Origin of the sequence: Cyanobacterium sp. IPPAS B-1200 (assembly GCF_001747005.2) — a bacterium.
In the GTDB taxonomy this organism is placed as follows: domain Bacteria; phylum Cyanobacteriota; class Cyanobacteriia; order Cyanobacteriales; family Cyanobacteriaceae; genus Cyanobacterium.
This window is the reverse complement of record NZ_CP182899.1, coordinates 1078327-1095583: the sequence shown is the minus strand read 5'-3', so window position 1 is coordinate 1095583 and position 17257 is coordinate 1078327. Positions and strand designations below refer to the sequence as shown.

The following is a 17257-nucleotide window of genomic DNA, read 5'->3' as shown; positions in this document are numbered from 1 at the left end:
TGAAGCAATTTTCAATAACTATGATTTGGTTACAATAATTGCTCGGTGGGCAATGCCCACCCTACTTTTAGCTTTTGATATTATGAAAGAAAAAGATAGATATGCGGTGTTTTTGGGGATTTTTATTGTGCTAGGGGCGATCGCCCAGAGATACTCTTTGATGTTGCCTCAGTTTTGGGATATTACGATTACTGCCCTTACCAGTTTTTATTTAGGCTATTTGATCAAAAAAAGTATAGTGAAATAAGGTGCCCTGGATAAAACGAAAAAAATTATTTCTCGCCCCATAAAAACACTTTTTTTGGCAAACTTTAATTAAAATTGATACTGTTCTTGATATAAATCTCTCGTCATAGGTTGCTGTACCTCCAAACCTTCCCCCCCCAAAAGTTCTAAAGGTTCCCCATCAACACTAAGCCATACAGGGGTATTCGGCTCTAGGCTACTGGCTGTATAAATCACTTGCCCTAAACGTCCTATCATAGAAGCACTACCGCCTCCAGTGGTGTAGTCAAAGGATAAATTAACATGAACTCCATCCTCTCTTACTTCTAAATCGAGTAACTGAGTTTCTTCGGGAATAGCACTAAAATCTTCGGTTTGAGAGCCTTGTAAGAGCATATTAAAGGCATTGGTTAATACTTCCTCTTGAGTTTCTGCCTTGGGTAAATCTGTGGTGCGAGGGGTGATTTCAAGGTTTTCGTTTAACCAATAAAGATTTACTCTTTGCCCTTCGGTTTGAACGGGTTGCTCAGGATCAACAGGATCCCCTGGTTCAATAATATCGGGATTGTCAGGAATTTGGGTTATTTGTCTATTGACGGAGTTGTAAGCAATCAGCGCTCCCACAGTTCCTAAGACTAAAACTACACCACCTGTAATGATTGTATTTCTGAGGGAGGAGAAAGGATTAGGATTATTGTCTGCCATAATTATAAAAAATAAGTATTAAATAGTTATTGTTGAACTAATTTTAACGATTAGGAACATGAATTAATGCACTCATACCTATATTTTCATCTGCTATGTCTAATTGTAGTAGTCTTGCAATCACCCCGAAGCGTTGCAAAGCATTAAGATCTAAGCGCATATTAAGGTTTTGGGTAAAGCCTTGTAATAGTTCCTGTGATATGGGACGACCGTTAAATGTTCCTTGAGGTTCAACAATTTTTAACCGTTGTCCCCCAATTAATTCTATGCCAAACTCTATACTAAAATCTACTCTTACTCCAGGAGTTTGAGATCTAGCAATGGTGTTTAGCCTGATTCTTTGATTGGGTCGTAAGTCAAGGCTCACATCTTCTAATTCAAAGCCTTCAGGGGAGGATGGGGGGATGGATGAGGATATTATTTCCAAGGCTCGGGGCGATCGCACTATAGCATTGAGATCATCCTCTGTCATAACGGTACGAATACCTACATTAATATCACTCTGAACAATTTCGCGCCAAGTTTCCCTATTAATTTCCCGAATACGACTAAAATCAAACTTGAGAGGATCAGTTTCCAATTCAAATACATCAAGGCGAAAATTTTCCCTTAAACCCCAACCTCGCACAGCTAATTTAATACTATCAACTTCTCCCTTAACAATGTTATGGGTAGGAACATTTTCAACCCTTACCTCAATTTCCTCCACCGACTCAGAATTTTGTTTGATGGCATTGGTAAATGCACTATCAATGATAAACCCTCCCGACGACATCAACGCAGTAAAAATTGTAAAGGTACTAATTAAAAATTCCATTATATTTTTCGTCATAAGCCCCACCAATTTTAACCAGTGGGGTTTGTTTACATCACATCATAAAAACTTAAAATATAGTAATAACTAATAATAAATTATTCCCTAAAGATCAATAGTAGTAATCCAATCTTGATAATTAGAATCCCTATTTTCAGTAATAGCAGTCAAAGTTTCTTTGATTTTAGTTGTAATAGGTCTTTCTTGGGCTAGATGATAATTTTCCACTCTCTTAACAGGAGTCACCTTGGCGGCTGTACCACATAAAAATAACTCATCAGCAATGAATAATTCAGTCTTATCGATTTCCCTTTGCTCAACTTCCATGCCCAAATTTTTGGCGATGGTAATGACACTATCTCGGGTAATACCCTCAAGAATATCTTGATCAAAACTAGGAGTAATTAACTTACCATTTCTCACCATAAAAATATTCATTCCCGTAGCTTCGCATACCTTGCCCTGAGAGTTCATCAAAATTGCTTCATCAAAGCCAGAATCCACCGCCTCAGTCTTGGCTAGGGCCGAAGTAATGTAAGCACCACTAATCTTACCTCTGAGGGGTAAACTACGGTCTTCTTGGCGATACCAAGAGCTAATGCGGCAACTAATACCATCGGGGGATAAATAATCACCCATTTCTAAACCATAGACAAAAAAGTTTTTTTCAATGTTATGTAATCTAGGGGCAACTCCTAAATCGGAGGTGTAAACAAAAGGACGAATATAAAAAGGGTTGGTAGGAGCGTTTTTACTTACAAAATCTTTGATGACATCATAAATTTTGGTGGCGGGTAAATCGTAGTGAAGATACTTGGCACTATTGCTTAATCTTTTACAGTGACGATCCAAGCGAAATAATAGCACTTGTTTGGGATTTTGAGGGTTAATGGTACCTCTTAAACCACCAAAAGCTCCTGTACCGTAGTGTAGGGCGTGGGTAGCAATGGAAATATTAGCTTCTTTAAAGGGTACGAAGTTACCTTCAAAATAGGCGATGGGTAAAAAATCAGGCATAATTTGGATCAATAAATTTTAGTCAATCTTATAATTATATAGGTGTTTTAATCGTATTATTGAAACTCTCCATATTATTTATTATTAGGACTTAAGGGATGGTTATTGAATGGTTAAAGTTTGAGGTTTGTTCTGAGTATCACAACTTTTTTTTGGAGCAAGATAGATTAATTTGGACTGATGCCTTAGAAAAATATGAGGGATTTATTGATAAGCAGGTTTGGATGAGTCCAGATAATGGAAATGAGATTATTTTTGTGATTCGTTGGGCTTCTAGGGAGTTATGGAAGGCTATTCCCCCCGAAGATTTGGAGTTGACTGCCTTTCGATTTAAAAATGCCATGGGGGATATTCCTGTTCGGATGATGGAATCAAGAGAGTTTTTTGTTGTTTGATTTTGCTCTAACTCTCTTTTGTCAAGGGTTTGAGTCGTAGGGAAGCGATTAGTCCAAAAGTACCTGCGATCGCACCTATCAACAACCAAAGAGCAAAGGAATAACCCTTAGTATCAGCAACAATTCCCGCTGACAAACCGATAAAACAATGTAATAAAGCTAATAAAAAAATTACATTTGGCTCAGGGTGTGTAATAAGATTTAACATTATAAAAAAATAGAATAAATAAAATATTAATTATTAAAAAGATATAAAACTTTGTTAAATAAAGGTATAAAAATATTACAAAAGAGGATTATCAATTATCCATTAATTTTTATCGACTTGATAACCAAATTCAGCTAATCTTAACCGTGATTGTCTCCATTTTGGTTCAACTTTTACAAACAATTCTAAATATACTTTTCCGCTCAATATTTTTTGCATTTGTTGACGGGAAGCAGTACCAATCTCCTTCAACATACTACCTTTGTCGCCAATTATGATGCCTTTTTGGGACTTTCTTTCTACACTAATGGCAGCATATATTTTAGTTATTTTAGGAGTTTCTACCATTTTTTCGATGGTAACAGCCACAGAATGGGGAACTTCTTCCCTTGTTAATAACAAAATTTGTTCCCGAATTAACTCTCCCATGATAAATCTTTCTGGCTGATCCGTTACTAAATCTGGGGGATAATAATAAGGGCCTAAATCAAGATTATTAATTAACTTTTCCTGTAAATTTTCTAACCCTGTACCATTGGTCGCTGAAAACTTAACTTGTTGCCAATTTTCCTCACAAATTTCTTGATAACTAGCGTCAATTTCTTCACTATTACCCCTTTGTAAATCTGCCTTATTTAAACCCAGAATTACAGGGGTAGAACTATCATGCAATAAATCGGCTATGAAGCGATCGCCCCCACCAGCCCTTTGCGCACAATCTACCACAAACAAAACCACATCCACATTATTAATAGCAGAAGTAGCATTTTGTACCAAAACTCGCCCTAACTCATGGTGTGGCTTATGAATCCCCGGAGTATCAACAAAAATAATTTGAGCCTCATCGGTGGTTAAAATACCCCGCAAACGATTACGAGTGGTTTGGGCAACGGGGGAAGTAATAGCAACCTTTTGTCCAATCAATTGATTCATCAAAGTGGACTTGCCCACATTAGGGCGCCCGATAATTGCTATGAAACCAGATTTAAAATTTTCTGGGGCAATGGGAATAATACTAGAAACAAAATCGTTAACATTCGACATAGAGAATCTTACAGGGAGTATCGTGATTATTTTCACGGTTAATGTCCTACCCTAAAATTACCATAAATTGGCTAGGGCAGGAGGAGAATTGATAATGGAGAATTGATAATAAAACTTTTAATGTACAAATATTTAAGCCTAATACCTTCTCTTACCTGACACCTAACAAATTTTTCCATCAAACCACATTAATTGTTAAGTAAAGCATCCGATAATACAGTTTTTCTGGGCAAAAGAGTAAAATAGAGCTATGGGAGTTAAGCGTAAGGGAGGGCTAGACAATGTTAGTAATTCTCCAAAATGAACAACTATTATCCACCGAAAAAGTTTGTAACGGTTGCCTGATGGCGAATCATGGAGGGACACCCCGTTGGCAAAAGGGTAAACTTGGCTGTGGGCAATGTTTGGGCAAGGTAGGGCAAAATCAACCCATAGTATATCAGTGTCAGATGGGGTTTCATCTTGTTAATATCGAATAAGTGAAATAACAAAATAAACTATTAACTTTATGACTCGCCTAGGCTCAAATGATTGGAAGGATAGACTATTTGCTTCTTTAGTCTATCTCATACCCCTTTATTATGTTTTAGAATTTGGGGGGTTTTTGTTCAATCAATTTCCCATTCTGCAATTAATAACTATCCCGTTAATCCCTCTCATTTATCTTTATAGCATCATTCCTTTTGCTCGTTTTATTATTTTTATCGCTTTATTTTCTTTTGTCATTAGGAATTCTAAGTTTAGCCATTTCCTTCGATACAATGCCATGCAGGCGATTTTAATTGATATTTTGTTAATCTTAGTAAATCTAATTATTGGCCTACTCGCTGGGGGCATAGGAGGATTATTTATTGAAACCCTCTATAACGTTATTTTCTTGGGTACTTTAGCCGCCTGTGGCTATAGTATTTATCAATCTGCCACTGGTAAATATGCAGAATTACCCGGTATTTCTGAAGCGGCTTATTCTCAAGTGCCTTTTTAGTCGGGTATGGCTTCAATGGTGTTAGTTAATACCCCAATGCTTTCAATTTCTATGCTAACGGTGTCTCCTATCTGCATGGGGGCGATACCTTCAGGAGTACCTGTCAATATGACATCCCCAGGTAAAAGGGTCATAATTTGGGAGACATAGGCGACTATTTCGGCGGGAGAAAATACCATGTCTTCTAGTAATGCAGATTGTTTTGGTTTTTCTTCTTCGTTGATGATGGTTTCGAGTTTTGCTCCTGAGGTTAATTCTCTGACAATCCAAGGGCCTAGGGGGCAAAATGTATCAAATCCTTTCGCCCTTGTCCATTGTCCATCTTTTTTTTGTAAATCTCTGGCGGTAACGTCGTTGGCAATGGTGTAGCCCCATATTTTGGTTGTAGCTTCTTCTAGGGTGCAGTTTTTAGTGCGATCGCCTATTATAACCGCCAATTCTCCTTCAAAATCAACCCTTTGAGACTGTTTGGGATAATAAATAGTTTGTTCGTGGGCAATGATAGAAGAAGGAGGTTTCAAGAAAATAAGAGGCTCTTTGGGTACTTCTGAACCCATTTCTGCTGCATGGGAAGCGTAATTTTTACCCACAGCAATAATCTTAGAAGGCGCACAGGGCGCAAGTAAGAGATATTCGTCCACTTCCAAAACCAAATCCGTTTCACCGCCATCTAGCCATGGTGGAGCATCTAAAACTAACACACTACGGTCAAGTTGTAATTTGCCATAATATGTTTGTCCTTTTTTGGTTTTAACCCTTACATAACGCTGTGCCATGATATAAATTCTAAAAGTTAGATATTAAATTTTATTGATAATTTTTTGATAAAAAATAGAGTTTTTTTGACCAACCGTAAACCATCAAAACAAGAGGAAAAACTACTCCTAGGTAATGCTATAGTAAAATCACTAAGATTTCAATACATAATAGTTACTTAAAAGTCGTGGTAGGTTAATTATCACCTTTTCTGGGAAGTTGTGAATTATACCTTCATTAATCTCGGTTTTTCAAACCCAGAGATATTCCATAAATATAGTATGAATTGTTACAGATTGAAAAGGTTATCTAATCGTACGGTATTAATGGATGTAACACCCGAGGTAGAGGATTGGTAAATTAATGAGAATTGAGCAAATTAAGGCATTTTTAGCGGTGAATGATACAGGGAGTTTTGGACAAGCAGCCAAAAAGTGTGGTGTTACCCAGTCCACGGTAAGCCGTCAAGTTCAAGCCTTAGAAGCTCATTTAGGCACTTCTTTATTTCATCGTCACGCCCAGGCAAAGTTAACGGTGGGAGGAGAGCGATTATTACCCCACGCAAGGCGCATCTGTCAGGAGTGGGAAAAGGTTGAGGAAAAAATGAAGGAACTTTTGCAGGGGGAACAACCAGAGCTATGTGTGGCGGCGATTCACTCGGTGTGTGCCTATTTTTTGCCCCCTATTTTGCAACAATTTTGTAGTACGTTTCCCCAAGTACAATTAAGGGTAACAGCTTTAGGGAGCGATCGCGCCTTAAAAGTTTTACGAGACGGACTTGTGGACGTTGCAGTGGTCATGAATAACAAATATTTGACTGCCACGGGGGAAATGTTTGTAAGACCTCTATATGAAGAAGTGATACAGGTTTTAGTAGCAAAAGATCATCCCCTTGCCTCCTACAAAACTCTGACCATCAAAGACTTAGTAAGTTTTCCCCAAGTCATTTTCAAAGACGGCTACGGAATGCAGCGCATTGTCCAAGATTTATTCGCTAGTCATGGTTTTGAGTTAAGTGTTGCCATGGAATTAAACACCCTAGACGCTTTTCGGGGGGTGATTCGTCAGGGCAATTTAATAGCCCTGTTGCCCCAATCTGCTCTCCAAGAGGCCGTGTTAGATCCTACCCTAGAGGTGGTGTCCATCGCCCTAAATTCGGGCTTACCCCTCACCAGAGACGTGGTTTTGGTTACTACTCGGGATAGGTTAGAAATTCCTACTATCAAAAACTTTTTTAACCTCGTCTATAATCAAACTCAATTTCGATTTGATGATTTAGATGGAGGAATGGGGAATAAACCATAGAGCATTATTTTTTAACAATAATATGACGACTTTTGTCAAAGGAAATTAAACCATCTTTTTGCAAATCTCCTAATAAACGGGTTACTGTTACCCGTGTAGTCCCGATCGCACTGGCTAAATTTTGATGAGTAAAACGCACTGTTAAACGGGTATAATCATCGTTAAGATTTTCACCGATACAGTTAGATAGCAAACGTAATAACTCAATCAGTTTCTCTTCAACTCTCTTTAATCCTGCGATCGCCAATAACTGTTCAGTTTGCTTAACTCTGACTACTGTTTGGGCCAAGACAGTCTGGGCAATTTGGGGTGATTTTTCAATTTCTTGCAAGTTATACCACTGCAAATATACATCGGACAAAGCCCTTGCTTTAAAAGAATCTAAAGAAGTTAACCATAAACCAAAAAAATGACCCTGAGAAGCCCATCCTAGCCAAGTTTCATCCCCCTGATTATTCACCCCAACTAATTGTACAAAACCACTACTAATGCTCCAAATTCCTTGTTCTAAAAGGGGGATTTCTTCACCCTTGCCATAAAAATGTAATCTTCTTTCACTAGATTGAATTTTAGTGCTTAAATGATGTTTGGAGGGAGAAGTAATTAACATAAGTTGTGATAGCCAATGTTTGCTAGGATACATCGAATTACTACCTATGCTAGGGTATGAAAGTTAATGGAAGGTAATGAATAGTTTAAGTTTTAACCAAGATTTGTTAACCAAAGGAAAATGAACGAAAATCAAGAAGAATCTATAATTGAAGACGATGACATTGAAAGATTGCACCTGAGCAGAATATATGGCCGATGGCTACTGGTGCTTTTATCATGGTTAACCGTTATGCCTTGGGGCTTGTGGCAGTTTAGAGAAACTTTTTCCCTTTGTCAAGAACATTGTACATGGTCAGCGGTAAGGGCGGGAATGGAATTTAACCCCCTTGGCACTTTGGCGGTTACTTTTTCCATTGGTTTTTTAACCTCTGTTTTGCTCTGGCATAGTGCCTATATCATTAGAGGGGGATTATCAGACAAGGAAAAATATTATTTTGCCCAAGAAGTAAAAAAGATTAGGGCAAAGGGAGAAAAACACTTCTTATGGAAGTGGTTGGGAAAAAATTAACTTTTTCAATAGCATATAGATCGTATAATTTTCCTGGTCTCATTTGACAAGAGAAGAGCTTGTATTTATATTTATAACTATCATTTTGAACTCCTAAATATTTAATATTTATCTTAATTAATCATGGTTAATAATTCTGATTCAGAAATAATTTTAATGCCTAATTCTTGAGCTTTAGTTAACTTTGAACCTGCTTTTTCTCCTGCCAATAAATAGTCTGTTTTACTACTTACCGAGCCTGTTACTTTTCCTCCATATTTTTGAATTAAATCTTTAGCTTCATTTCTGGTTAATTGATTTAATGTTCCTGTAACTACAAAGATTTTGCCTTCTAGTATTAATTGTTGGTCATCTTTTTGAGTATTATCATTTTGTAAGGTAAGACTATGACTTTTTAAAAGATTAATTAGTTGTTTATTTTGCTCAATACTAAACCATTCCACCACGGAATTAGCAATTTCTTTTCCTATGCCATTGATTGCTTCCAAATCCATAATACTGGCATTGGCTAAACTGTCTATATCTTGAAAATTATCCGCTAAAATTTGAGCATTTACTGCTCCCACATAACGAATTCCTAAACCGTATAAAACTTTGGCAAAAGGTTGTTTTTTGCTCCCTTCAATGGCAGTAATTAAGTTTTGAGCCGACTTTTCCCCCATGCGTTCTAATTCGGCAATTTCAAAGGCTTTTAATTCGTATATATCAGCAATGGATTTAATTAATTTATGTTCCATTAACAAAGCCACTACTTTTTCTCCTAGCCCCCTAATATCCATGGCGCCACGGGATGCCCAATGGATTAGGCTACCCCGCAAAATGGCAGGGCAGGAATTATTTACACAACGGGTAACGGCTTCGTTTTCGGGCCGTACTAATTCTGAGCCACATTCGGGGCAATGGGTGGGAAACTCGAAGGGTTGAGTATTTTCGGGGCGTAATTCGGGGATAACTCTGACGACTTCGGGGATTATTTCCCCTGCTTTGCGAATTACTACGGTATCTCCCACTCTAATGTCTAATTGTTGCAAAAAGTCGTAGTTATGTAAAGTGGCTCTTTGAACGGTTGTTCCTGCCAATAGCACGGGTTTCATGATTGCCATGGGAGTCACTGCCCCAGTACGTCCTACGTTGACGGTGATTTTTTCGACGATGGTGGGGGTTTCATCGGCAGGGTATTTAAGGGCGATCGCCCATCGGGGGAATTTTTGAGTAAAACCGAGTTGACTTTGAAGGGTTAGGGAGTTTATTTTGATAACAATACCATCGGTCATGTAGGGTAATTGTTGGCGATTATTTTCCCAGTAATTACAATAATTAATTACGTCTTCTAAGGATTTACAAATTTGATGGTTAGGATTGACTAAAAAGCCATTTTGTTGTAAAAAATCTAGCGACTCTTTTTGACTATTAATAGAAATATTTTCGCTATTTATGTGTAAGTTATAGGCAAAAAATTGTAGTTTTCTTTGACTAACAATATTAGGGTCTAATTGCCTTAATGTTCCTGCGGTGGCGTTGCGAGGATTAGCAAATAAATTTTCTTGGTTTTTTGCCCTTTGTTGATTAATTCTTTCAAATTCTTTGAGGGGTAATAGGGCTTCTCCCCTTACTTCTAATATGGGGGGTGGATTATCTAAATTTAGCTTGAGGGGAATAGAGCGAATGGTGCGCAAATTATGGGTAATGTCTTCCCCCGTAATACCGTCACCCCTTGTTAAACCCCTTGTTAATATTCCATTCTCGTAGGTAAGGGCGATCGCACTGCCATCTATTTTTAGCTCACAAATATAATCAAAATCAACGGTTTTAGATAACTGTTTTTGCCATCTATTTTCCCACTGTTTTAACTCCTCGAAGTTAAAAGCATTATCCAAACTATAAAGAGGAATATTATGCTTAACAGAATTAAACTGACCATCTAATTTATCTCCTATTCTTTGAGTGGGACTATCTATAGTAATTAATTGGGGATAATCTATTTCTAGGGTTTGTAATTCCCGATAAAGTTGATCATAAACTGAATCTTCCATAATAGGATTATCCAACACATAATAAGCATAACTTGCCTCTTGCAATTTAACTTTTAACTGTTGAACTCGATTACTAATTTCAGTGGGAATAGAAGCCATAGCATTTGAAAAAGATTGGAGATGAGGATTAATTTTAACAAAAAAAAGGGTGGACATATTGCCCACCCCAAAGTTATTTATAAAGTTTCAACTTAGTAGTCGAAATCTCCGCCACCAGCAGGGGCAGCACCTTTATCTTTTTCAGGTTTGTCAACGATGATACACTCGGTGGTTAATACCATTCCAGCGATGGAAGCGGCGTTTTGAATACCAGAGCGAGTTACTTTGGCAGGGTCAACAATACCTGCATCAAACATATCAACATACTCATTGTTAGCAGCATCATAACCAGTGTTAAAGTCTTTTTCCTTAACTCTTTCAGCTACTACAGCGCCATTTTGACCAGCATTTTCAGCGATACGTTTTAGGGGTGCGGTTAAGGCACGGGCAACGATTAAAGCACCAGTTAACTGTTCAGCGGTTAAGTTAGCTTTTGCCCACTCTTCCAATCCAGGGGCGAGGTGAGCGAGGGTAGTACCACCACCAGGGACGATACCTTCTTCTACCGCCGCTTTGGTGGCGTTGATGGCATCTTCTAAGCGTAGCTTACGATCTTTCATTTCGGTTTCGGTAGCCGCACCTACTTTGATTACCGCTACACCACCGCTTAATTTTGCGAGGCGCTCTTGTAATTTTTCTTTGTCGTAGGAAGAATCAGATTCTTCGATTTGACGACGAATTTGATCACAACGGGTTTTAACTTCTTTTTCGTTACCTTCAGCAACGATGGTGGTAGTATCTTTGGTGATGGTCATACGACGGGCAGTACCAAGTTGATCTACGGTGGTAGTGTCTAATTTTAATCCTGCGTCTTCACTGATCATTTTTCCACCAGTTAGGATGGCGAGATCTTCAAGCATTTGCTTACGGCGATCGCCAAAACCAGGAGCTTTAACTGCTGCAACGTTTAACACACCACGGATGCGGTTAACCACTAAGGTGGCGAGGGCTTCTTTCTCGATGTCCTCAGCAATGATGATTAAAGGTTTACCTTGACGGGCAACTTGTTCTAAAACGGGAACTAAGTCTTGGACTAAGGTGATTTTCTTATCGGTGATGAGGATGAAAGGCTCTTCAAATACAGCTTCCATGCGCTCGGCATCGGTTACGAAGTAAGGGGAGATATAACCTTTCTCGAAACGCATACCTTCGGTAATTTCGAGTTCAGTTTCCATGGATTTACCTTCTTCGAGGGAGATAACGCCTTCTTTACCTACTTTATCCATGGCTTGGGCAATCATTTCACCTACTTCGGTATCATTACCCGCAGAGATAGCACCTACTTGGGCGATCGCCTTGCTGTCTTCGATTTTTCTAGCATGGGAAGCGATTTTGGCAACTAAATGGTCAGTAGCTTTGTCGATACCACGCTTGAGGGCGATGGGGTTTGCACCGGCAGCTACGTTGCGTAAACCCTCTTTAACAATGGCGTGGGCGAGTACAGTAGCGGTAGTAGTACCGTCACCAGCTACATCATTGGTTTTAGAAGCCGCTTGACGAATCAAAGCAACCCCAGTATTTTCAATGTGGTCTTCTAATTCGATTTCCTTGGCAATGGTTACACCATCGTTAACGATTTGAGGAGCACCAAATTTCTTTTCTAGTACAACGTTACGACCTTTAGGCCCTAAGGTAACGGCAACGGCTTCAGCTAATAAATCAATACCACGCTCTAGGGCGCGACGAGCTTCTTCGTTATAAATGATAGACTTGGACATAGTTATTTTTTTCTTATTTACTGTAAAAGTTGAAATAATTTGATGAGTTGAAAGGTTTTTATTTGCTCAATAAATTTGAGCTACCTTCAGGGGTTTCAATATAAAATTAGGAAACTACAGCGAGGATGTCTTTTTCGGAGAGTAAGACATAGTCATCGTTACCAAGTTTGATGTCGGTACCTGCATATTTGGAATAAAGCACTTTATCACCTACTTTTACTTCCACAGCGGTACGAGTACCTTGGTCATTTACTTTGCCATCACCCACGGTGACAACTTCACCAATTTGGGGTTTTTCTTTGGCATTGTCAGGTAAGTAGATACCACCAGCAGTTTTTTCTTCAGCTTCACTTACTTTGACGAAAACGCGATCGCCCAAAGGCTTAACAGTTGATACATTAATGGTAATTGCAGCCATCTATGGTTTTCTCCTTATTTCTCTATAGTTAATTTTTTTAATCGCTCGGAGAAAATGCTTTTAGCACTCTCACCTTACGAGTGCTAATTTAACCGAAATCGGCGTACCATAGCAATGGGTTTTATTGTACGGGTTTCCGAACTATAAGGCAGGTGTTATGTATTAGCTCTTAGGCATTAGGTTTTCTAATGATACTGGAGATGAGAGTTGAGAATATTTTGGAGATTATAGTTCATCGGTAAAGCGTTGGGTTGGGCTAAAATGAAATGGCCCTGCCACCGAACCCCATAACAACTCATCAGTTTCTAAGTCTCTACCACGGTCAAAACTGATTAGCTTATTTTCATCGATTTCAAAGCTATTATCAAGATAAGATTTTTTGCCCTTGCGTTCCACAATACAAGCCTTACCCGGTTTGACGTGACCTTTAAAATGGGTTCCTGTCCAGTGAGCAATCATATCACAACCATCCATTTTATCCAGATGGTCAAGGGTTAATCCTTTCAGTTTTTCGGGGTTACGAGAAGCTCCATAAAATTCTTTTTCTTCTTTGAGTTTATAATGTTCCAACTCAAGATGATCACCTACTACTGTAATGGTAAATACCCTTAAGCGATAGGGTTGAGAGAGTAAAAAATCGTAGGCTTGTTCGAGGAAAAAACTTACTTCTCCAAAAAGGAAATGGGGTAAAGGGCGCATACATACCCGAATGTGAGCAAAGAAGGGAGGATTATCTAATGCTTGTTGTTCATTGCTAAAATCACCTGCCATTAATTTAGCAAGGGCTTTTACATCTGTGGAATTACTCATTTTTTAAAATATTTTATTAATAATAGAAACAGTCTTTTTTTATATAGTTTTTTAGGGAATTGTAAACATTTGATCCCCCCTACTGCCTTAATAAGGGGGGAATAAAACTCTTTTTTTTAGTATTACCAACCAGTGATGGCGGGGGAGTCTAATAAGGAATCAAGATTAGGTTGAGTGGTTTTTTCGTCTTCAGATTTTTCCCTTACTTCGATACAAAAAGTAGCGGTGTTAAAACCTCCAAATCTTTGCACTGTGCTGGTGCGCAAACGAACATCATCGCTAACAAACCAAAAACGCTCATGGATTGTCATGGTTTCATATTCGGTGGTTAAAACGAGAGCATCATCATGATCAAGGTAATATTCCCCTGCCACAGGTACTATTTCGGCGTAGCCTCTTTCTCTTAATAGTTTTCCTTCACGGGGGTTATTAGGCTCAGGAATGAGGGCAAAAACAGTCTCTCCTTTGTGGCTTTCATTTTCTTTATCCCACGCCATAGAGCCATCCCAAGCAACATAGGAACCTCCTACGGAGTTTTCAGGATCAAATTTGTGCATTTCGCATATTTCTTTGATTTTAGGGTTATTTTTGTCGAGGCTTTCAACCCTAATTTCTGAGCCACCACTTTCGGCACGGCGGAAGGGTAAGTGATGGGTGGTACGTTGCGATCGCCATTTACCAGCACTATTTTGGAAAAAGGTTAATCCGTCCATTTTATATCTATTTTTTATATTAATATTTTTCTTTTTACCATAACCTAATTGGCGTTTAAGGGTCAACTGACTCATGGGCAATAGGCAACGGGCAATGGGCAATAGTGGATTACCCTGAATACAGAATTTATGATTAAATTTATGTTTTCCAAGTCCCCCAAAATAGGGGGATTTAGGGGAAATTAACCCAAATTTGGGGATTTGGTGTGCCAGTCGGTGGCTTGTTGGAAGGCATAACCCACTTTAAACAAAATGTCTTCCCGTAAGACGTTACCAATTAACTGCATTCCGATGGGTAAATTTTGACCATCAAAACCGCAAGGGATACTCATACCGGGTAAACCAGCAAGGTTAACAGGGATAGTCATTAAATCCGATAAATACATGGTAAGGGGATCATCGGTTTTTTCCCCTGCTTTAAAGGCAGTGGTGGGGGAGGTAGGGGAAATTAATACATCCACATCAGCAAAAGCGTTGTCAAAGTCTTGTTTAATTAAAGTTCTCACTTTTTGCGCTTTGAGGTAATAAGCGTCATAGTAACCTGCGGATAAAGCATAAGTACCTAACATAATACGGCGTTTTACTTCCTTACCAAAGCCTTGCGCTCTGGTTTGGGTGTACATATCCATAAGGTTATCCGCTTGGCTTCTGATACCATATTTTACTGCATCGTAACGGGCAAGGTTGGCGGAGGCTTCACTGGGGGCGATGATGTAGTAAACGGGCAAACCATAGCGGAAACGAGGGCAGGAAATTTCTTTTACTTGGGCGCCTAGTTTTTCTAATTCTTTGATACCTTGGTTAACGGCTTCTGCCACTACTCCATCTAATCCATCTCCAAAGGTTTCCCGGATGATGCCCACTTTCAAGCCTTTTAAGTCGGTGGTAAAGGATGTTGTATAGTCAGGGATTTCGACTTTTAAGCTAGTGGAGTCTTTGGAGTCGTAACCGGCGATCGCCTTTAACAAAACAGCTGCATCCTCCACGGTGTGGGCAAAAGGTCCAATTTGATCAAGGGAGGAAGCATAGGCCACTAAACCAAAACGAGACACTAAACCATAGGTAGGCTTCAAGCCCACAACCCCACACAGTGAGGCAGGTTGACGGATAGAACCCCCAGTATCAGATCCCAAGGAAACCACACATTCATCGGCAGCCACGGCCGCCGCAGAGCCTCCAGAAGACCCCCCTGGCACTCGGGTGGTATCCCAAGGGTTAGCGGTTACTTGATAACCAGAGTTTTCTGTAGAACTTCCCATGGCAAACTCATCTAAGTTAGTTTTACCTAAAATTACCGCCCCTTGGTCATGGAGTTTTTGGGTAACGGTGGATTCATAGCTAGGGATAAAACCTTCGAGAATTTTTGAACCGCAGGTGGTAGGAATCCCTTTAGTGGACATATTATCTTTAACGGCGATGGGGATACCTTCAAGGGTTCCAATTTCCTCTCCCCTAGCAATTTTTTGATCCACTTTTTGGGCGCTCTCTAGGGCTAAATCCTTGGTGATATGAAGATAGCTTTTAATTTGGGGTTCTAATTTTTCGATGGTATGGAGATATTCTTGGGTAATTTCTACCGCTGAACGTTCTTTATTGATAAGCTGTTTGTGTAATTGGGAAATGGAAGCCATGGATAGTAATTGATAATTAATAATTGATAATTGATAATTGATAATTGATAATGAATAGTTAGTCTTTTGGATTAAGAAATTAACTCATTATTTATGACTCAAAGTAACGCTTTAAGTATAATTCATTGTCAATTGTCCATTGTCAATTGTCAATTTTTAATACTGTTTCATTACTCTCGCCATTTGTCGCTCATCGTCACGGCGTTTAATGGTTTCCCGTTTGTCGTGAAGTTTCTTACCTTTACCTAAACCAAGATTAATTTTAATCCAATCCCCTTTGATGTACATTTTTAGGGGAACTAAACTTAATCCTTTTTGCTCTAATAAGCCGATTAATTTACTGATTTCTTTTTTGTGTAAAAGTAATTTGCGATCGCGCTTCGGCTCATGGTTAAAATACTGCCCTGCGGTTTGGTGGGGGGCAATGTGAACATTCATCAACCATGCTTCCCCATTACGAATCAAACAATATCCATCTCTCAAATTCACCTTTCCAGCCCTAACGGATTTTACTTCTGTGCCGCCTAGCTGAATCCCTGCCTCATAGGTATCTAAAATCTCATATAGGTATCTGGCTTGACGATTATCACTTATAACTTTAATTGGTTTTTTTTCTACCATAAACGAGTTTCATTTTGTCTGCAATCTTACTATTGTACCTCAGTTTGATGAATATATTGTTAGTCGGGGTGGGGAATGGGGAATAGGCAATAGGCAATAGGCAATGGGGAGTGGACTTTTTTCGTCTTCTCATAAACCTAAATTAAATCAAATTCCTTGAGGGCGGGGAGAAAGTTATTATTTTCGTGGCTGGGGCGACTTAATTTAATTAGAGCAAATCTTTGTAAATCTGTTAAATTTTGCCATTGATTAATACTTAATTTAATATCAAATTCTTGGGCTTTTTCAATGATTTGTAGTGGTATTTTCTCTTTTTGCTGCCATGATGGATTAGACTCAATTTCTAAAGTCTTTGCATATTTTCCCGTTTGTTTATGTACTAATTCTTGCAAAAAAGTAGCATAATCTTCAGCTTCAAGGGAAGTTACACAAGGTTTTTTAACTAATATTTCTCTTTCTTCTAACGTAAATTGATGCCAATGATTAAGTTTTAATTTTACTCCGCAGGTGTCTAATTTTAGTCTTACGACGAGGGGAATACAACGTAAAGACTCTACAAAATCTGCTTCAAATTGAAAAAAATCAGTCATGGGCGATCGCTCTTAAAAAATTACTTTTAAAATAGATATTATAGTGTCTT

General features: G+C 38.7%; 21 protein-coding genes. 6 read left to right on the top strand and 15 right to left on the bottom strand.

Annotation, left to right across the window (positions count from 1 at the left end):
* The first annotated feature begins 52 nt into the window (after nucleotides 1-52).
* Complete coding sequence (locus A5482_RS05065) at nucleotides 53-247, top strand: hypothetical protein (RefSeq protein ID WP_069790674.1); 195 nt, start codon at nucleotides 53-55, stop codon at nucleotides 245-247.
* A 68-nt stretch (nucleotides 248-315) separates the two neighbouring features.
* Here the strand turns inward: A5482_RS05065 and A5482_RS05060 are convergent, their stop codons facing one another.
* The 3 genes from A5482_RS05060 to A5482_RS05050 form a co-directional block, all read right to left on the bottom strand.
* On the bottom strand, nucleotides 316-930 hold the full coding sequence (locus A5482_RS05060; protein ID WP_069790673.1) for a GerMN domain-containing protein: 615 nt from the start codon (nucleotides 928-930) through the stop codon (nucleotides 316-318).
* Nucleotides 931-973: 43 nt separating this feature from the next.
* Nucleotides 974-1762, bottom strand: a complete 789-nt coding sequence (locus A5482_RS05055) for an LmeA family phospholipid-binding protein (RefSeq protein ID WP_083260418.1) — start codon at nucleotides 1760-1762, stop codon at nucleotides 974-976.
* An 87-nt stretch (nucleotides 1763-1849) separates the two neighbouring features.
* On the bottom strand, nucleotides 1850-2761 hold the full coding sequence (locus A5482_RS05050) for a branched-chain amino acid transaminase (protein ID WP_069790671.1): 912 nt from the start codon (nucleotides 2759-2761) through the stop codon (nucleotides 1850-1852).
* Between the two features lie 98 nt (nucleotides 2762-2859).
* Between A5482_RS05050 and A5482_RS05045 the strand changes: the two genes are divergently transcribed.
* Nucleotides 2860-3156 (top strand): TIGR03792 family protein, encoded by a 297-nt coding sequence (locus A5482_RS05045; RefSeq protein ID WP_069790670.1) that lies wholly within the window; start codon nucleotides 2860-2862, stop codon nucleotides 3154-3156.
* A gap of 7 nt (nucleotides 3157-3163) precedes the next feature.
* On the opposite strand, the gene A5482_RS05040 is transcribed toward A5482_RS05045, so the two are convergent.
* Together A5482_RS05040 and era are read right to left on the bottom strand one after the other, a co-directional pair.
* Nucleotides 3164-3364, bottom strand: coding sequence for a hypothetical protein (locus A5482_RS05040; protein ID WP_069790669.1), 201 nt, complete (start codon nucleotides 3362-3364; stop codon nucleotides 3164-3166).
* 102 nt (nucleotides 3365-3466) lie between these two features.
* The gene (era, locus tag A5482_RS05035) at nucleotides 3467-4408 is read right to left on the bottom strand and encodes a GTPase Era (RefSeq protein WP_069790668.1); all 942 of its coding nucleotides are present in this window, start codon (nucleotides 4406-4408) and stop codon (nucleotides 3467-3469) included.
* 281 nt (nucleotides 4409-4689) lie between these two features.
* On the opposite strand from era, the gene A5482_RS05030 reads away from it, so the two are divergent.
* Both A5482_RS05030 and A5482_RS05025 read left to right on the top strand, forming a co-directional pair.
* A complete protein-coding gene (locus A5482_RS05030; RefSeq protein WP_069790667.1) occupies nucleotides 4690-4887 on the top strand; it encodes a hypothetical protein in 198 nt (65 codons plus the stop codon).
* Between the two features lie 29 nt (nucleotides 4888-4916).
* Nucleotides 4917-5393: a Tic20 family protein gene (locus A5482_RS05025; protein ID WP_069790666.1), complete on the top strand. Its 477-nt coding sequence runs from the start codon at nucleotides 4917-4919 to the stop codon at nucleotides 5391-5393.
* On the opposite strand, the gene A5482_RS05020 is transcribed toward A5482_RS05025, so the two are convergent.
* A complete protein-coding gene (locus tag A5482_RS05020; protein ID WP_069790665.1) occupies nucleotides 5390-6169 on the bottom strand; it encodes a fumarylacetoacetate hydrolase family protein in 780 nt (259 codons plus the stop codon). The genes A5482_RS05025 and A5482_RS05020 overlap by 4 nt on opposite strands.
* A 343-nt stretch (nucleotides 6170-6512) precedes the next feature.
* Here A5482_RS05020 and A5482_RS05015 point away from each other — a divergent pair, with 343 nt between their 5' ends.
* Nucleotides 6513-7454 carry a LysR family transcriptional regulator gene (locus A5482_RS05015; protein ID WP_069790664.1) on the top strand — a complete coding sequence of 314 codons (942 nt, stop codon included), beginning with the start codon at nucleotides 6513-6515 and terminating at the stop codon, nucleotides 7452-7454.
* A 4-nt stretch (nucleotides 7455-7458) separates the two neighbouring features.
* Here the strand turns inward: A5482_RS05015 and A5482_RS05010 are convergent, their stop codons facing one another.
* Nucleotides 7459-8064, bottom strand: a complete 606-nt coding sequence (locus A5482_RS05010; RefSeq protein WP_069790663.1) for a Crp/Fnr family transcriptional regulator — start codon at nucleotides 8062-8064, stop codon at nucleotides 7459-7461.
* A gap of 120 nt (nucleotides 8065-8184) precedes the next feature.
* Between A5482_RS05010 and A5482_RS05005 the strand changes: the two genes are divergently transcribed.
* Complete coding sequence (locus A5482_RS05005; RefSeq protein ID WP_069790662.1) at nucleotides 8185-8574, top strand: hypothetical protein; 390 nt, start codon at nucleotides 8185-8187, stop codon at nucleotides 8572-8574.
* A 113-nt stretch (nucleotides 8575-8687) separates the two neighbouring features.
* Here the strand turns inward: A5482_RS05005 and ligA are convergent, their stop codons facing one another.
* The 8 genes from ligA to A5482_RS04965 form a co-directional block, all read right to left on the bottom strand.
* Nucleotides 8688-10706, bottom strand: a complete 2019-nt coding sequence (ligA, locus tag A5482_RS05000; RefSeq protein ID WP_069790835.1) for an NAD-dependent DNA ligase LigA — start codon at nucleotides 10704-10706, stop codon at nucleotides 8688-8690.
* Between the two features lie 92 nt (nucleotides 10707-10798).
* On the bottom strand, nucleotides 10799-12424 hold the full coding sequence (gene groL / locus A5482_RS04995; protein WP_069790661.1) for a chaperonin GroEL: 1626 nt from the start codon (nucleotides 12422-12424) through the stop codon (nucleotides 10799-10801).
* A gap of 106 nt (nucleotides 12425-12530) precedes the next feature.
* The gene (groES, locus tag A5482_RS04990) at nucleotides 12531-12842 is read right to left on the bottom strand and encodes a co-chaperone GroES (protein ID WP_069790660.1); all 312 of its coding nucleotides are present in this window, start codon (nucleotides 12840-12842) and stop codon (nucleotides 12531-12533) included.
* Between the two features lie 225 nt (nucleotides 12843-13067).
* Nucleotides 13068-13652, bottom strand: coding sequence for a chromophore lyase CpcT/CpeT (locus A5482_RS04985; protein WP_069790659.1), 585 nt, complete (start codon nucleotides 13650-13652; stop codon nucleotides 13068-13070).
* Nucleotides 13653-13774: 122 nt separating this feature from the next.
* Nucleotides 13775-14365 (bottom strand): phycobiliprotein lyase, encoded by a 591-nt coding sequence (locus A5482_RS04980; protein WP_069790834.1) that lies wholly within the window; start codon nucleotides 14363-14365, stop codon nucleotides 13775-13777.
* 182 nt (nucleotides 14366-14547) lie between these two features.
* Nucleotides 14548-15996, bottom strand: a complete 1449-nt coding sequence (gene gatA / locus A5482_RS04975) for an Asp-tRNA(Asn)/Glu-tRNA(Gln) amidotransferase subunit GatA (RefSeq protein ID WP_069790658.1) — start codon at nucleotides 15994-15996, stop codon at nucleotides 14548-14550.
* A gap of 156 nt (nucleotides 15997-16152) precedes the next feature.
* Entirely contained in the window at nucleotides 16153-16617 is a 465-nt protein-coding gene (gene smpB, locus A5482_RS04970) for an SsrA-binding protein SmpB (protein ID WP_069790657.1), read from the bottom strand.
* A 137-nt stretch (nucleotides 16618-16754) separates the two neighbouring features.
* Complete coding sequence (locus A5482_RS04965) at nucleotides 16755-17207, bottom strand: nitrate reductase associated protein (protein WP_069790656.1); 453 nt, start codon at nucleotides 17205-17207, stop codon at nucleotides 16755-16757.
* Between the last annotated feature and the right edge of the window lie 50 nt (nucleotides 17208-17257).

What these genes read in the sequence shown, in the direction of transcription:
- A5482_RS05045 (WP_069790670.1), top strand. Translation starts at nt 2,860, where the DNA reads ATGGTTATTGAATGGTTAAAGTTTGAGGTTTGTTCTGAGTATCACAAC.
- groES (WP_069790660.1), bottom strand. Translation starts at nt 12,842, where the DNA reads ATGGCTGCAATTACCATTAATGTATCAACTGTTAAGCCTTTGGGCGAT.
- A5482_RS05065 (WP_069790674.1), top strand. Translation starts at nt 53, where the DNA reads ATGCCCACCCTACTTTTAGCTTTTGATATTATGAAAGAAAAAGATAGA.
- A5482_RS05050 (WP_069790671.1), bottom strand. Translation starts at nt 2,761, where the DNA reads ATGCCTGATTTTTTACCCATCGCCTATTTTGAAGGTAACTTCGTACCC.
- A5482_RS05025 (WP_069790666.1), top strand. Translation starts at nt 4,917, where the DNA reads ATGACTCGCCTAGGCTCAAATGATTGGAAGGATAGACTATTTGCTTCT.
- ligA (WP_069790835.1), bottom strand. Translation starts at nt 10,706, where the DNA reads ATGGCTTCTATTCCCACTGAAATTAGTAATCGAGTTCAACAGTTAAAA.
- A5482_RS05005 (WP_069790662.1), top strand. Translation starts at nt 8,185, where the DNA reads ATGAACGAAAATCAAGAAGAATCTATAATTGAAGACGATGACATTGAA.
- era (WP_069790668.1), bottom strand. Translation starts at nt 4,408, where the DNA reads ATGTCGAATGTTAACGATTTTGTTTCTAGTATTATTCCCATTGCCCCA.
- A5482_RS05015 (WP_069790664.1), top strand. Translation starts at nt 6,513, where the DNA reads ATGAGAATTGAGCAAATTAAGGCATTTTTAGCGGTGAATGATACAGGG.
- A5482_RS05055 (WP_083260418.1), bottom strand. Translation starts at nt 1,762, where the DNA reads ATGACGAAAAATATAATGGAATTTTTAATTAGTACCTTTACAATTTTT.
- A5482_RS05010 (WP_069790663.1), bottom strand. Translation starts at nt 8,064, where the DNA reads ATGTTAATTACTTCTCCCTCCAAACATCATTTAAGCACTAAAATTCAA.
- A5482_RS04985 (WP_069790659.1), bottom strand. Translation starts at nt 13,652, where the DNA reads ATGAGTAATTCCACAGATGTAAAAGCCCTTGCTAAATTAATGGCAGGT.
- A5482_RS05060 (WP_069790673.1), bottom strand. Translation starts at nt 930, where the DNA reads ATGGCAGACAATAATCCTAATCCTTTCTCCTCCCTCAGAAATACAATC.
- gatA (WP_069790658.1), bottom strand. Translation starts at nt 15,996, where the DNA reads ATGGCTTCCATTTCCCAATTACACAAACAGCTTATCAATAAAGAACGT.
- A5482_RS04965 (WP_069790656.1), bottom strand. Translation starts at nt 17,207, where the DNA reads ATGACTGATTTTTTTCAATTTGAAGCAGATTTTGTAGAGTCTTTACGT.
- groL (WP_069790661.1), bottom strand. Translation starts at nt 12,424, where the DNA reads ATGTCCAAGTCTATCATTTATAACGAAGAAGCTCGTCGCGCCCTAGAG.
- smpB (WP_069790657.1), bottom strand. Translation starts at nt 16,617, where the DNA reads ATGGTAGAAAAAAAACCAATTAAAGTTATAAGTGATAATCGTCAAGCC.
- A5482_RS04980 (WP_069790834.1), bottom strand. Translation starts at nt 14,365, where the DNA reads ATGGACGGATTAACCTTTTTCCAAAATAGTGCTGGTAAATGGCGATCG.
- A5482_RS05020 (WP_069790665.1), bottom strand. Translation starts at nt 6,169, where the DNA reads ATGGCACAGCGTTATGTAAGGGTTAAAACCAAAAAAGGACAAACATAT.
- A5482_RS05040 (WP_069790669.1), bottom strand. Translation starts at nt 3,364, where the DNA reads ATGTTAAATCTTATTACACACCCTGAGCCAAATGTAATTTTTTTATTA.
- A5482_RS05030 (WP_069790667.1), top strand. Translation starts at nt 4,690, where the DNA reads ATGTTAGTAATTCTCCAAAATGAACAACTATTATCCACCGAAAAAGTT.